This is a genomic window from Mycobacterium sp. NPDC048908, from assembly GCF_043197955.1.
GTDB lineage: Bacteria > Actinomycetota > Actinomycetes > Mycobacteriales > Mycobacteriaceae > Mycobacterium.
The window spans coordinates 45,841-59,202 of the sequence record NZ_JBICUE010000010.1 but is presented as its reverse complement, the minus strand read 5'-3'; the positions used below and the strand labels follow the sequence as shown (position 1 = coordinate 59,202).

Annotated in this window: 15 protein-coding genes; 2 read left to right on the top strand and 13 right to left on the bottom strand. The window is 66.5% G+C overall.

Annotation, left to right across the window (positions count from 1 at the left end):
* Positions 1–18: 18 nt before the first annotated feature.
* On the top strand, positions 19–426 hold the full coding sequence (locus ACGFK1_RS23485) for a nuclear transport factor 2 family protein (RefSeq protein WP_393434924.1): 408 nt from the start codon (positions 19–21) through the stop codon (positions 424–426).
* On the opposite strand, the gene ACGFK1_RS23480 is transcribed toward ACGFK1_RS23485, so the two are convergent.
* The 11 genes from ACGFK1_RS23480 to ACGFK1_RS23430 all read right to left on the bottom strand — a co-directional run bounded on the left by ACGFK1_RS23480 (position 419) and on the right by ACGFK1_RS23430 (position 11,159).
* Positions 419–3,100, bottom strand: a complete 2,682-nt coding sequence (locus ACGFK1_RS23480; RefSeq protein ID WP_393434921.1) for a fumarate reductase/succinate dehydrogenase flavoprotein subunit — start codon at positions 3,098–3,100, stop codon at positions 419–421. The genes ACGFK1_RS23485 and ACGFK1_RS23480 overlap by 8 nt on opposite strands.
* Entirely contained in the window at positions 3,097–3,843 is a 747-nt protein-coding gene (locus ACGFK1_RS23475) for an ABC transporter ATP-binding protein (RefSeq protein WP_393434919.1), read from the bottom strand. The genes ACGFK1_RS23480 and ACGFK1_RS23475 overlap by 4 nt, the downstream gene beginning before the upstream one ends.
* On the bottom strand, positions 3,840–4,703 hold the full coding sequence (locus ACGFK1_RS23470) for an ABC transporter permease (protein ID WP_393434916.1): 864 nt from the start codon (positions 4,701–4,703) through the stop codon (positions 3,840–3,842). The genes ACGFK1_RS23475 and ACGFK1_RS23470 overlap by 4 nt, the downstream gene beginning before the upstream one ends.
* Positions 4,700–6,130, bottom strand: coding sequence for an ABC transporter substrate-binding protein (locus ACGFK1_RS23465; RefSeq protein ID WP_393434913.1), 1,431 nt, complete (start codon positions 6,128–6,130; stop codon positions 4,700–4,702). The genes ACGFK1_RS23470 and ACGFK1_RS23465 overlap by 4 nt, the downstream gene beginning before the upstream one ends.
* A gap of 11 nt (positions 6,131–6,141) precedes the next feature.
* Positions 6,142–6,369 (bottom strand): ferredoxin family protein, encoded by a 228-nt coding sequence (locus ACGFK1_RS23460; protein ID WP_067811131.1) that lies wholly within the window; start codon positions 6,367–6,369, stop codon positions 6,142–6,144.
* Positions 6,366–7,085 (bottom strand): GntR family transcriptional regulator, encoded by a 720-nt coding sequence (locus tag ACGFK1_RS23455; protein WP_393435278.1) that lies wholly within the window; start codon positions 7,083–7,085, stop codon positions 6,366–6,368. Before ACGFK1_RS23455 ends, ACGFK1_RS23460 begins: the two co-directional genes overlap by 4 nt.
* A 271-nt stretch (positions 7,086–7,356) precedes the next feature.
* Positions 7,357–8,244 (bottom strand): DUF559 domain-containing protein, encoded by an 888-nt coding sequence (locus ACGFK1_RS23450; RefSeq protein ID WP_393434910.1) that lies wholly within the window; start codon positions 8,242–8,244, stop codon positions 7,357–7,359.
* A 171-nt stretch (positions 8,245–8,415) separates the two neighbouring features.
* Positions 8,416–8,958: a hypothetical protein gene (locus tag ACGFK1_RS23445; RefSeq protein ID WP_393434907.1), complete on the bottom strand. Its 543-nt coding sequence runs from the start codon at positions 8,956–8,958 to the stop codon at positions 8,416–8,418.
* On the bottom strand, positions 8,958–9,494 hold the full coding sequence (gene nusB / locus ACGFK1_RS23440; protein WP_393434904.1) for a transcription antitermination factor NusB: 537 nt from the start codon (positions 9,492–9,494) through the stop codon (positions 8,958–8,960). The genes ACGFK1_RS23445 and nusB overlap by 1 nt, the downstream gene beginning before the upstream one ends.
* On the bottom strand, positions 9,487–10,050 hold the full coding sequence (gene efp / locus ACGFK1_RS23435; RefSeq protein WP_393434901.1) for an elongation factor P: 564 nt from the start codon (positions 10,048–10,050) through the stop codon (positions 9,487–9,489). The genes nusB and efp overlap by 8 nt, the downstream gene beginning before the upstream one ends.
* A gap of 14 nt (positions 10,051–10,064) precedes the next feature.
* Positions 10,065–11,159 carry a M24 family metallopeptidase gene (locus tag ACGFK1_RS23430; protein WP_393434898.1) on the bottom strand — a complete coding sequence of 365 codons (1,095 nt, stop codon included), beginning with the start codon at positions 11,157–11,159 and terminating at the stop codon, positions 10,065–10,067.
* Between the two features lie 106 nt (positions 11,160–11,265).
* Between ACGFK1_RS23430 and ACGFK1_RS23425 the strand changes: the two genes are divergently transcribed.
* Complete coding sequence (locus tag ACGFK1_RS23425) at positions 11,266–11,820, top strand: B-4DMT family transporter (protein WP_393434895.1); 555 nt, start codon at positions 11,266–11,268, stop codon at positions 11,818–11,820.
* Here the strand turns inward: ACGFK1_RS23425 and aroQ are convergent.
* Positions 11,817–12,254, bottom strand: a complete 438-nt coding sequence (gene aroQ, locus ACGFK1_RS23420; protein ID WP_393434892.1) for a type II 3-dehydroquinate dehydratase — start codon at positions 12,252–12,254, stop codon at positions 11,817–11,819. The two genes, ACGFK1_RS23425 and aroQ, sit on opposite strands and share 4 nt — an antisense overlap.
* Positions 12,251–13,327 carry a 3-dehydroquinate synthase gene (aroB, locus tag ACGFK1_RS23415; RefSeq protein WP_393434890.1) on the bottom strand — a complete coding sequence of 359 codons (1,077 nt, stop codon included), beginning with the start codon at positions 13,325–13,327 and terminating at the stop codon, positions 12,251–12,253. Before aroB ends, aroQ begins: the two co-directional genes overlap by 4 nt.
* Between the last annotated feature and the right edge of the window lie 35 nt (positions 13,328–13,362).

The window sequence follows — 13,362 nt, the reverse complement described above, 5'->3', positions numbered from 1 at the left end:
GACGTATATACAACATTCATGGACCGCAGTGCCATGGAACATCTGGTGTCGCGGCACATTCGCGCCGAGGGCGCGGGTGACGTCGACGCGGCGATCTCGGTGTATACGGATGACGTCGAACACGATGTCGTCGGGTTTCCCGGCAGTCCGCACCATGGGAAGGACGGCGCCAGGCTCTTCTACGAAGAGTTGACGGCAAATTTCCGCACGGAGGCAGAGGAAGTGCTGCACCGGTTCTTTGCCGAGGACACGATGATTCTCGAACAGAAAATGACGGGCGCGGTGATCGGTTCGATGCTCGGATTGCCAGGCCATGGTAGGAGGATCAGCTTCCGCATCTTGCATGTCTTCGAATTCCGCGACGGGTTGATCAGCAGGGAGAACGTCTGGCTCGACGGCGCGGCCATCGTCAACCAGCTCAGCTAGTGGCCAGGGCCTTGCGAGCGTAGGCACGGACATCGGCGTCACCGTCGTCGAGTGCGACCTGCAGTGCCTCGCGCGCCGCGGGTTCAGCCTGCGCCCATGCACTCAGGGTGAGCACCGCCGCTTTTCGCACGTCGAGGTGCTGATCGGTGAGCGCTGCTGCCAGTGTCGGCACGGCAACCGCGGGTGCCGCTCCAGCCAACGCTCTTGCGGCGCCCTCCCGCACCTGCCAAGCCGGCTCCACGAGCGCACGACACACCTCGGCCATATCGTCGTCGCCGCAACCCACGGCACCAAGGGCGGCCAGCGCCGCCGAGCGGACCAAGGGGTCATGGTCTCCAACCAACCGGCGTACCGCTTGCGCTCCCGCGCGCAGGGTGGCAAGCCCGTTGGCGGCCGCGATCCTGACTTCGCGGTTGTCGTCGCCCGCTGCGGTGGCCACCCCATCGGCATCATCGACGGAGACCAAAGCCCGCACGGCTTCAATACGCACCCGATGGTCCGGGTCGGCCAGCGCGCGCCTGTACTGTCGCTGCCCGCCGGCCCGGCGCGCGGCAAGCAGATACATCACGACGGCACGAACCACTGGATCGGACGAAAGCAACTGTTCGGCAATGTCTTCGGGTGACGGCAGCACCTCGACCAGTTCCCGTACGCTGTCGGCGGCGGTTCCGCGCACCCCGGCGTCGACGTCGCCGAGCGCAGTGAGCAGCGCATCCGCATAGCCGTCGGGGAGGTTTTCGACGAGCGTCGCGACGGCAGTCTTACGCACGCCCGAATCAGTGTCGGTGAGGAAAGTGGCCAGCTCGGCGACTGAGGGTGACTCCAGCGCAAGCACTTCGGCGATGCGCGGCGACGGCGGCTGGCTTGCACCGGCGGGCCGCAGCCGGGAAGCGGTGGTGGCAGGCGCCCGCCCAACTGCAAGCCCAGGCTGGTCGACGTGTTGCACCAGATCATCCGACGGCAGATGGTCGAGGCCGGGCACAGGTACGAAGTACGGTGCGACGGGCCGCTTCAGGAACTCCATCGAGCCGTCGACGCTCTTGCGCAGGTTCAGGTGGTAGCGCCAGTGCTCGTCGTCGCGGTCCGGTATGTCGGCGCGTTCGTGATAAAGCCCCCACCGCGACTCGGTCCGGGTGAGTGACGACCGGGCGGCCATCTCTGCACAGTCGCGGATGAACGACACCTCGACGGCGCGCATCAACTCGTGCGGCGTGGTGGCGCCCATGTCGGCGATCTCATTTGCCATCCGCTCGAAGGTCTGCACGGCGATGGACAACTTCGTCGCGGTCTTGGGCGGTGCGACATAGTCGTTGACGAACCGGCGCAGTTTGTATTCCACCTGTGGTTGCGGCGGCCCGTCGGGCTGGTGCAGCGGGCGGTAGACGAGTTCGTGTGCCTCTTTGAGTTGATCCTGCGGAAGTGCTTCAGGTGCAGGCACTTTCGCGACCGTCGATGCGGCATGTTCGCCGGCCAGGTCGCCGTAGACGAACGCCCCGATCATGTAATTGTGCGGTACGCAGGCCAGATCCCCCGCCGCATACAAACCAGGCACCGTGGTGCGGGCGTGTTCGTCCACCCATACGCCCGACGCGGAATGACCACTGCACAAACCGATCTCGGAAATGTGCATCTCGACATCGTGGGTGCGGTAGTCGTGTCCGCGGTTGGCGTGGAACGTGCCTCTGGTCGGCCGCTCGGTGGTGTGCAGAATGTTCTCGAGCGCGGTCAGCGTCTCGTCCGGCAGGTGCGAGACCTTCAGATAGATGGGCCCGCGCGCGGACTCGATCTCCCGTTTCACCTCGGACATCATCTGACCGGACCAGTAATCCGAGTCGACGAACCGCTCCCCGAGCGCATTGACCTGGTAGCCGCCAAACGGATTGGCGACGTATGCGCACGCCGGGCCGTTGTAGTCCTTGATAAGCGGGTTGACCTGGAAGCACTCGATCCCCGACAGTTCGGCGCCTGCGTGATACGCCATCGAGTAGCCGTCACCGGCGTTCGTCGGGTTCTCGTACGTGCCGTACAGGTAACCCGATGCGGGCAAGCCCAGCCGGCCGCACGCACCGGTCGCCAGGATGACCGCCTTGGCCGCGACGGCGACGAACTCCCCCGTGCGGGAGTTCAGCGCGGCCGCACCGACTGCTCGACCCTCCTGCGTCAGCACACGCACCGGCATCAATCGGTTCTCGATAGTGATCTTCTCGCGCATCGACCGCTGTCGAAGTACCCGATACAACGCCTTCTTGACGTCCTTGCCCTCCGGCATCGGCAGCACGTAGGACCCGGACCGGTGCACGCGACGCACCGCGTACTCGCCGTGCTCGTCCTTTTCGAACTTGACACCGTAGCGTTCGAGGCGCTGCACCATGGCGAAGCCGCGCGTCGCGGTCTGATAGATGGTGCGCTGGTTGACGATTCCGTCGTTCGCGCGGGTGATCTCCGCGACGTAGTCTTCGGGGCTGGCCTTCCCGGGGATGACTGCGTTGTTCACCCCGTCCATGCCCATGGCCAGCGCACCCGAATGTCGCACATGCGCCTTCTCCAGAAGCAGGACTCGGGCACCGTTCTCGGCGGCGGTCAGTGCGGCCATGGTGCCCGCGGTGCCGCCGCCGATCACCAGCACATCACAGTCCAGCCGGGCCGTGTCGGCCAATTCGGGCATCTGCATCATGAGTGATCCAATGCCGTGATGATCTCGGCCCGGAGCGCTTGACGCCCAACGTCGCCGGTGCGTGGATCTGGCACGTCGATGAGTGCGCGCACGGGCTTGCCGACACGGCCGAGCACGGCGACACGGTCACCGAGGATCAGGGCCTCGTCGACGTCATGGGTGACGAAGACGATCGTTGTCGGATGAGCCCGCCAGGTGTCGATCAGCAACCGCTGCATCGCTGCGCGAGTCTGAGTGTCCAGGGCGGCGAACGGTTCGTCCATCATCACGGCCCTGGGCGCGCCCGCCAGCCCTCGGGCCAACTGCACACGTTGGCGCATACCGCCAGACAGGCTCTTCGGTAGGTAGTGACCAAACCCAGTCAGGCCCACTTCCTCGATCCAGTGTTCGGCCTGTCTACGCCGACCGGCACGCGGCACACCGCGCAGTTGCAGCGCCAGTTCGATGTTGGAACGCACTGTGCGCCAGGGCAACAACGCACTGTCCTGAAACACCATGCCGCGGTCGCGGGACGTGGTGGTGACTTCTTGCCCGTCGGCCAGCACCCGACCGGAGTCCGGTCGGAGCAGACCGGCCAGGGTGCGCAGCACGGTCGACTTACCGCATCCCGACGGGCCGGTGAGTACCAGGATCTCGCCCGGTTCCACCGTGAGGGTCAACCCGTCGACGACCGGCGCCCCGGTATACGACAGCCGGACGCCGTCGATTTCCAGCCGCAAGCCTTGCGCAACAGCTGTCGTCATCGCACGTTCTCCTCGCCACGGGGAAGCCAGCGGGTGGCACGCCTGCCGATCACTTCGACGGCGGCGGCGGTGCCGAAGCCAAGCACGCCGATCGTGATGATGCCGACGAACACGTCGGGGTAGTTCAGCACCGTGTAGGCCTGCCAGGTCCGGTATCCCACTCCCAGTCGCCCCGAGATCATCTCGGCGGACACCACGCAAATCCACGCCACTCCCATGCCGACCGACAACCCGCCGAACAGGCCGGGCAGGATCCCGGGTAACACGACCCGGCGCAACACATCCCAGCTGTTGCCGCCGAATGTGCGAACCGAGTCCTCCCAGATCGTCGGCAGCGCGCGCACAGCGTGTCGAGTGCTCACCATGATCGGGAAGTACGCGGCGAGGAAGGTGATGAACACGATCCCCGCCTCATCGGTCGGAAACAGCAGGATCGCGACCGGAACCATCGCGATCGCCGGGACGGGCCGCGCCAGTTCGGTCAGCGGACCGAGTACGTCCGAGAACAGTGCCGAGCGGCCGAGCAGGATCCCTGTGACGACACCGATGGCCGCAGCGAGCCCGAATCCGGTCAAGATCCGGATCAGCGATTGCCCGAGATCGAGCCAGTACTCGTGCGTGCCAAGGCGATTGACGAACGCCGAGGCGATCTCGGTGACGGTCGGCAGAGTATCAAACCGCAACCACAACCTGGCGTGGTTGGCGGTGAGCACCTGCCAGAGCGCGATGGCTGCGATGACGCTGGCCAGCCGTACCAATCGACGCCGCCACTGCGAAGCCTGCCGCTGGCGGCGGATGGCAGGCGGCGCGGCTACCGCTGCTCCGAGCACCCCTGGAACAACGGCATCAGCGGTGGTCATACGGCGCCCACCAACGCCTGCTGGTAATCAACGGTGGCGCTGCCGGGGTGAGCCGCGACGTATCGCTGTGCGCCTACCGGGGTCCCGAACGGCAGATAGTTCTGGCCGTCACGCACCCACGCTGCCTTGTCGGCGAACCACCGCGTGCCCAATTCGGTGTCGGGCACATAGGCGGCTCGGATTTTCGAGCCCTTCGCGGTCGCGTCCCGCACGGCCTTCAGCAGACAGGTCGGATTCGATGCCGCTTGGGTGGCGGGCGCCCCGTCGAGCCACAGTTCGCTGGCTTTCGCGGGGTCGTCGACCGGTGAGTTGCAGACGGTGTCTGTCCCGCCGAGCGCCGACGGGTTCGCGGTCGCGGCGACGGCCTTGCCGTAGTCCTGGTTTCGTGCGGCGAATGCCGCTTTCAGTGGCGCGTCCTCAACGAATCCCGCGACGTCGAGGTCGGCGAAGTCGCCGATCGACTTCAGGTAGGGCACATCGCCTTTCAGCGCCTCGACGAGCGAGGGTTTGAGCGTGGTGTCAAACGATGTGCCGCCGGGCCCGTTGTACAGATAGACGACCTCCTGCGGCAGTCCGCTACCGTCGGCGACGATCTTGGCCGCCTCCAGCGGCTTGCTGTTGAGGAAGTCGGTCGCATCGAGCTGCGCCTGCAGGAAGGCGTCGAGCACCTCCGGATGCTCGGTGGCGTACGCACGGCGGGCGACGACCCCGTGCAGGGTGGGATAGTTCAGCTCGCCGCCGTCGTACAGCAGGCGGGCCTTACCCTGGAACACCAGCAACCCCGGCCACGCGACGAATTGCGAAAGTCCCTGCACCTGACCCGATTCCAGTGCCGACGCACCCACCTGGGGCTGCTGGTTGAGCACCTCGACAGCGGTCTTCGGATCGACTCCGGCCTTGGTCAGCGCCTGGACGAGCATGCCGTGGCCCGCGGAACCGACGCTGGCGGACACCTTCTGACCAACCAGGTCCGTCAGATTCTGCGAGGGCGAATTCGGCGCCACCACAACCATGTTCAGCGCGCCCTTGGGGTTGTATCCCGTCACCGACACCATCTCGGTGCGGGCGCGTTCGTTGGCCTGGGTCTTGGACCCGTTGATCAGCATCGGGTAATCGCCCATGGAGCCGATGTCGATCTTCTCGGCGACCATCTGTGCGGTGATCGGCGCGCCGGTGTCGTAGTCCTGCCACGTCACGTTGTACTTGGTGCCGGTGCGGGTGGTGATGTCATTGAGCCTGCGCTCGAGGTATCCCTGCGCGCGCAGCAGCGTGCCTGCCGTGACGGTGTTGATGGTCTTCGACTGGTAGCCGATGACGACGTTGACGACGTTGCCCGACGGTTGACTGGCCGAGTCGAGCGAGCAACCGGTGGCCGCGACCGCGAGGAGGGCAGCGATCGCGACGAGACGAACCAAGCGTTTCTTCATGTTCGGGGTCCTCAGCGGATCAGGTACGGCATGTTGACGGTGACGGCGCCGGTCGGACAACGGGCGGCACAGGGGCCGCAGTACCAACACTCGTCGACATGCATGTACGCCTTGCCGTTGTCGGGGTTGATCGCCAGCGAGTCGAGCGGACAGATGTCCACGCACAGGGTGCAGCCCTCGATACACAGCGACTCGTCGATCGTCACGGGCACATCGGCGCGTTGGTTCACCAGCGTCATGGTTTGCTCCTGATCAGGTTGCCGCGCATGGTGATTCGGTCACCGCGCATCCGGATGTATTCGAGGTCGACGGGCTTGCCGTCGTCGAGGCTGGTGAGCCGCTCCAGCATCAGCAGCGGTGCGCCGTCGGGCACCTGCAGGGTCGCCGCGGAATGCGGATCCGCCGAAACCGCCTCCAGTGCAAGCGTCGCCGCACCGAGGCGGTGCCCGCTGACCTGTTCGATGAGCGCGAACACGTCGTTGGTTTCCAGCGGATGCTCGAGCACCTCCGCGCCGAGTTCGGGTACAAGGTAGGTCAGGTCTAGGCTCAGCGGCAGGTCGCCGAGGTAGCGAAGCCGCTCGATGTAGACGACCTGCGCGCCAGGCGTGAGCTGCAGCCGTCGCGCGACGGCGGGCGGCGCTGCCAGGTGCAGCACCGCGCGCACCTCGTTGCGCACCTCGCCGTAGTCCTTGAACGTCTCCTTGAGCCCGACAAGCGCGTCGAGGCCGTGGTCGTATTTGCGGACCGCGACGTGCGTGCCGGTCTTGGGTCCGCGGTCGATGAGGCCCTCGTTCTTGAGCACGGTGAGGGCCTCACGAATGGTGTTCCTGGAGACGAAGAACTCCGCGGCCAACTCTGCTTCGGTGGGCAGTCCGTCGTCGTATGCGCCGGTGTGGATCTGATGGCGCAGCACATCAGCGACCTGGCGCGCACGATCGGCGCGGGGCCGCTTCATCGGCGTCGGCTCAGCTGACACGTCAAGCACGCTAAGAGGGCGGGCATGGCCGCCGCAGCACACGGATATCGACCTCGGCGCCGGCCGGCTGATTCCGCCACTGCGGGTCGACGGCTACCAGGCGAAAGAGCGGTCCCCGGCCGCCATTGCGCCAGTTGTCGGCACCGCGAACTTTACAATCGCGCTGAGCAGAACTCCCGGCTCCCTACCTCCCGCGAGCGTGCGGGTCTGCCCGCCAACACGCCGCAACTTGCGGACATTTCGCGCACGCTCATGCCGCCTGAGCGCGGCGCAAGTGCGCATCGATACGGGCAACGAACTCCCACGCTCGATAGCGGACGTCCTCGAACACGATCGACATGATGACCCACCCGGCAGCTTCCAGCGCCTCACGCCGTCTGCGGTCGCGTTTCATTGCGTCGGGCTGGCTGTGCCAGTCGAGCCCGTCATACTCGACGGCGAGGCGATGCTCGGGCCACGCGAAGTCGACGCGCCTGCGGTCGCCGTTTCCGTCGATGATCTGGTACTGCAGCTGCGGGACCGGCAGGCCACCGTCGATCATCGCCAGCCGCGCTTTGCTTTCCATCGGAGATTCCGCCAGCGGGTCGGACAATGGAATCAGCTCGCGCATGGCGACGATGCCGCGTCGCCCGGCCTGCGCGAGGGCCGCCCGCCACAATTCAGCGCGCCCGCACGCTCCGCTGCGTAACGCCGCGTCCAGGGTGGCCAACGCCCGTGGCCGCCGCAGCCCGCGAGCGACCTCTACGGCAGTCCACGGCGCAGACGTGGCGGACCTGCCGTCGACCGACACCAGCGGAGCGCCTTCGCGGCGATGCACGACCAGGCCATCCGCATTACGCAGCTGACCCCCCGCCGGATTCAGCACATGCAGGTCGACGGTGTTCTCGGTATCGAAGCCGTACGTCGCGGCCGCGGTACCCAGGCACAGGGACACGGTTGTCCCCGTTGACAGGTCGAGTCCACGCAGCCGAAGCTCGTCGGTCGGTTCGCCAAGGCAATAGATGCCTTGCCACATCCTTTCCAGCACACCGCGATTCACTGCGTTGTCGAACTGGCGTCTGGTGGTCAGTGCCAGTATCTGGCCGCTGGTGGCCACACCGCCCTGGGTTTCGAAGAGCTCCTCGATTGCCGAATTCATGCGTGCATCGTCGGGAGCGATCGACGGCCCGCGGTAGCCCCTCAACCAGCATCTGTGGATGGATGCGAGTTTGTGCACAACCGGTGCGCCGCGAATGTGCGCCAAATGCCCGCGATTCGCGGCGTGTCGGCGGGCAGACACGCACGCTCGCGGAAAGGAGTCAGCCCGTGACTACTGCATGCACCGGGACAGCACGCGACCGAACTGTAGGAGACGCTGCATCTGAGCCAGGCCACCGTTGCCGACCGACTTGTAGTAGCGGAACGACTCGCAATAGATGTCGGTTTCGGTGACGGACTTCTGCCGCGACCGGGTGACCAGTTGGGTGTACATCCGCAGCCGCACTTCGGACAGCCGGCGCGTGTCATCGCCGAGCACCTCGTATTCGGCCGTCAGCACGTGATCGGTGATCGTCGACAGCAGGATCGTCCGCACGGACGCATTGAGCACCCGCCGTTCCCGGTCCTCTGTACCCGCAAGCTCGTCGTCGGCCCGCCACATGATCAGCCGCTGGCCGTCGGTGAGCACAATCTCTTGCCAGAGCGCCTCGCCCCACGACTCGTCGCTGGACCCCCGCGACATGATGAACGACTTGATCGCGGAAAGGTCGACGACCGAACGGATTTGGTCCATCGCCAGCTCGGGATCGCGCAGGTACACGCGGGCTGCCTCCTCGAGACTGGAGTACGGTGCCCAATCCTGCGGTACGCCCATCAGCTGCCCGCTGTGTCTCCGCCGGCCCCGCGCATCGCTGCCGACGCCGCACGGATCTGCGGCGTCACCAGCATCACTTGGCCGAGTACGCCGTTGACGAAGCCAGGCGAATCGTCAGTCGACAACTGCTTGGCCAACTCCACCGCCTCGTCGACGGCGACCGGTTCTGGCACGTCTTCCGCGTGCAGCAGTTCCCACACCGCCACCCGCAGGATCGCCCTGTCGACGGCGGGCAACCGGTCCAGCGTCCAGCCCTGCAGATGCGACGAGATGAGGTCGTCGATGTGCGCCGCGTTCTCGGTGACGCCATGTGCCACCGTCACCGTGTACGCGTTGAGCGGAGACACGTCGGGTTCCTTGTCCGCCAACGCATTTCGCGCCTCAGCCACCTCCGCCGGGGTCAGCCCTCGCGCCTCGGCCTCGAACAGCAGGTCGACGGCACGCTTGCGGGCCTGATGGCGGCCACGGTCCGGCCGACCAGTGCGGCCACGGTCGGGCCGACCAGTACGGCCGGGGTCCCCTTTGCGGTCAGGCATTCACCCGGCCCAGATAGCTGCCGTCACGCGAGTCGATCTTCAGCTTGTCGCCGGTGTTGATGAACAGCGGCACCTGGATCTCGGCGCCCGTCTCGACGGTGGCGGGCTTGGTGCCCGCGCTGGACCGGTCACCCTGCAAACCGGGCTCGGTGTGGGTGACCTCGAGTTCGACGGTCACCGGCAGTTCCAGGTACAGCGGTGCGCCGTCGTGGAACGCGATCTGCACCGGCATGCTCTCCAGCAGGTATTTGGCGGCGTCGCCGACCAGCGTCTCGGGCAGGTGGTGCTGCTCGTAGTCCTGGGAGTCCATGAACACGAAGTCGGCGCCGTCGCGGTACAGGTAGGTGTGGTCACGCCGGTCGACCGTGGCGGTCTCCACCTTCACGCCGGCGTTGTAGGTCTTGTCGACGACCTTGCCGGACAGCACGTTCTTCAGCTTGGTCCGCACGAAGGCCGGCCCCTTGCCGGGCTTGACGTGCTGGAACTCGACGATCTGCCACAACTGGCCGTCGATCTGCAGGACGAGGCCGTTCTTGAAGTCAGCGGTCGTTGCCACTTGGGTTGTCTCCTCTAGAGGATCGCCAGTTCTTTCGGGAACCGGGTGAGTAAGTCTGGGGCCTTGAGGGGGTCGCTGCCAACGATCAGCGTGTCCTCGATTCGGACGCCGCCGTGGTCGGGCAGGTAGACACCTGGTTCCACGGTCACCGCAGAGCCAGCAAGCAGTGTACCGGCGGCTGACGCGCTGATTCCCGGCGCTTCGTGGATCTGTAGTCCGACGCCGTGGCCGAGTCCGTGGCTGAAGTTGTCGGCGTATCCCGCGTCGGCGATCACCTGCCGCGAAGCGGCGTCCACATCCCTGAGGGTGGTGCCGGGTGCAAGCGCGTCACGGCCCGCCCCCTGCGCCGCGGCGACCAGTTCATACAGGTCGCGCTGCCACTGTGCAGCCGGCGCCAGCACAAAGGTGCGCGTCATATCGGAGTGGTAGCCGCAGACAAGCGCGCCGAAGTCGATCTTGACGAAGTCGCCCGCGGCGAGCACCGCGTCCGTCGGCCGGTGGTGCGGAATCGCCGAGTTCGCGCCCGCCGCCACGATGGTTTCGAACGAGACCCCGTCGGCGCCGTGGTCGAGCATCAACGACTCCAGTTCACGGCCCGCCTCTTTCTCTGTGCGGCCTGCGCACAGCCCGCCGCGGTCGACCAGATCCGTCAGTGCGGCGTCGGCGGCTTCGCAGGCCAGGCGCAGCAGGGCGATCTCCCCGGCGTCCTTGACCTCGCGCAGCGCCTCGACGGTCCCCGCGGCCCGGACCAACTCGACGTGGTCGCCCGCGGCCTTGCGTAGCGTCGCGAACCCGTCGACGGTCACCACATGGCTTTCGAAGCCGACCCGACCGGCCCCGTCCTTGGCGGCGCGCGCGGCCAGATGCGGCCCGCAGGCCCGCTCGATCACGACCTCCGCGTCGGGGGCCTGCTGCGCGGCCTGCGTCCGATAACGGCCGTCAGTGGCGAGCACCGGCGTTTCGCTGTCGACACGGATGAGCAGCGCAGCATTCGAACCTGTGAAGCCGGACAGGTACCGCACGTTGACCAGGTCGGAGACCAGCATCGCATCCAGTTCGGCGTCGGCAAGCCGTTGCCGCAGACGGTCCCGGCGCTGTGAAATAGTCACAGTTGGAGAACCTACTCGCTAAGGTGCCCATGAGCTCCGAAGGCGACAACGGCCGAGGACCGGTGGGCCCACGCCCGCAGGGCAGGGGACGAGGAGGAGTCGAGGCATGAGTAAGTGGTTATTGCGCGGACTGGTATTCGCGGCCCTGATGGTCATCGTGCGATTGCTGCAGGGAGCGATGATCAACACGTGGGAGACCAAGGCGGCATTGATCAGCATCGTGCTGGTGGTGCTCTACGCCGTCGCGGTGTTCATCTGGGGACTCTCCGACGGCCGCGCCGACGCCAAGGCCAACCCCGACCCCGACCGCCGCGGCGATCTGGCGATGACGTGGCTGCTGGCCGGTCTGTTCGCGGGTGTGGTCAGCGGCGCGGTGGCCTGGTTCATCTCGCTGTTCTACAAGAGCCTCTACGTCGAGGCGCTGCTCAACGAGCTCACCACGTTCGCAGCCTTCACCGCGCTGGTGGTCTTCCTGTTCGCGATCGCTGGCGTCGCGCTTGGCCGCTGGCTGGTGGACCGCAAGGCACCCGAGGTGTCGCGCCATGGAACCTCGGCCACCGATGACGACAGGGCCGACACCGACGTCTTCGCCGCGGTGCGCCACGACGGAGGCACCGACGAGACCGCACCCACCGGAGTGCGCCGCGAGGAACAGTCCTAGTCGAGGCTCGCCAGGTATCGCAGCGCCAGCACGTAGCCCTGCACCCCGAGGCCGACGATCACGCCGGTGGCCACCGCGCTGAGATACGAATGGTGCCGGAACTCCTCGCGGGTGTGCACGTTGGAGATGTGCACCTCGACCAGCGGCGCACCCAGTTCCGCGCACGCGTCGCGCAGCGCCACCGAGGTGTGCGTCAACGCCCCCGCGTTCAGCACCACGGGGTCGCCCGCATCCGCCGCGGCATGGATCCAGTTCAACAGATCGGCTTCGCTGTCGCTTTGCCGCACAACGGCTTTGAGTCCCAACCCCTCGGCCTCACGCTCGATCAGCGCCACCAACTCATCGTGCGTGGTGCTGCCGTAGACCTCGGGTTCGCGACGGCCGAGCCTGCCGAGATTGGGGCCGTTGAGCACCAGAACGGTCTGAAACTTCATGACGTCACCTCGGCGTAGGCCGCCGCCACCAACGACGGATCCGGTCCCTCGAGGCGTCCTGGCTTGGCAAGCCCGTCGAGGACCACGAATCGCACTACCCCTGCCCGCGTCTTCTTGTCGCCCGCCATGTATTCGAGCAACTGTGGCAGGGCGTCGGCGTCGTAGCTGACGGGTAGGCCCAGCGAGGCGAGGATCGACCGGTGCCGGTTGGCGGTGTCGTCGTCGAGACGGCCCGCCAGCCTGCCCAATTCGGCGGCGAACACCAGGCCCACCGATACCGCGGCGCCGTGCCGCCACTGGTAGCGCTCACGTCGCTCGATCGCGTGCGCAAGGGTGTGGCCGTAGTTGAGGATCTCGCGCAGTTGCGATTCCTTTTCGTCGGCCGCGACGACCTCGGCCTTCACCGCGACCGCGCGCCGGATCAATTCCGGCAACACCGTGCCGGACGGATCGAGCGCCGCTTGCGGGTCGGCCTCGATGAGATCGAGGATCACCGGATCGGCGATGAAACCGGCCTTCACTATTTCGGCCATTCCCGCGACGATCTCGTTGCGCGGCAACGTCTCCAGCGTGGCCAGATCGATGAGCACCGCGGCCGGCTGATGGAAGGAACCGACAAGGTTCTTGCCCGCATCGGTGTTGATACCGGTCTTACCGCCGACCGCGGCGTCGACCATGCCCAAAAGCGTGGTCGGGACGTGCACGATGTCGACGCCACGCAGCCAGGTGGCGGCGGCGAACCCTGCGACGTCGGTGGCCGCTCCCCCGCCGAGGCTGACGAGTGCGTCCTTGCGGCCGATCCCGATGCGCCCCAGCACCTCCCAGATGAACCCGACGACCGGCAGCTCCTTTCCGCCCTCGGCATCGGGGATCTCAATCCGGTGCGCGTCGATGCCGCTGTCCGACAGGGTGCTTCGAATTGCCTCCGCGGTCTGCGCCAACACCGGCTGGTGCAGGATCGCCACCTTGTGCCTGCCCGCGAGCACCCGCTGGAGTTCACCGAGCAGGCCGGTTCCGATGATGACGGGATACGGCGGTTCGACAAGGACGTCGACGGTCACCGGTTCAGTCACGGTGTCCTCCCCCTGTCCTTCGGCCGGGGGCTCCC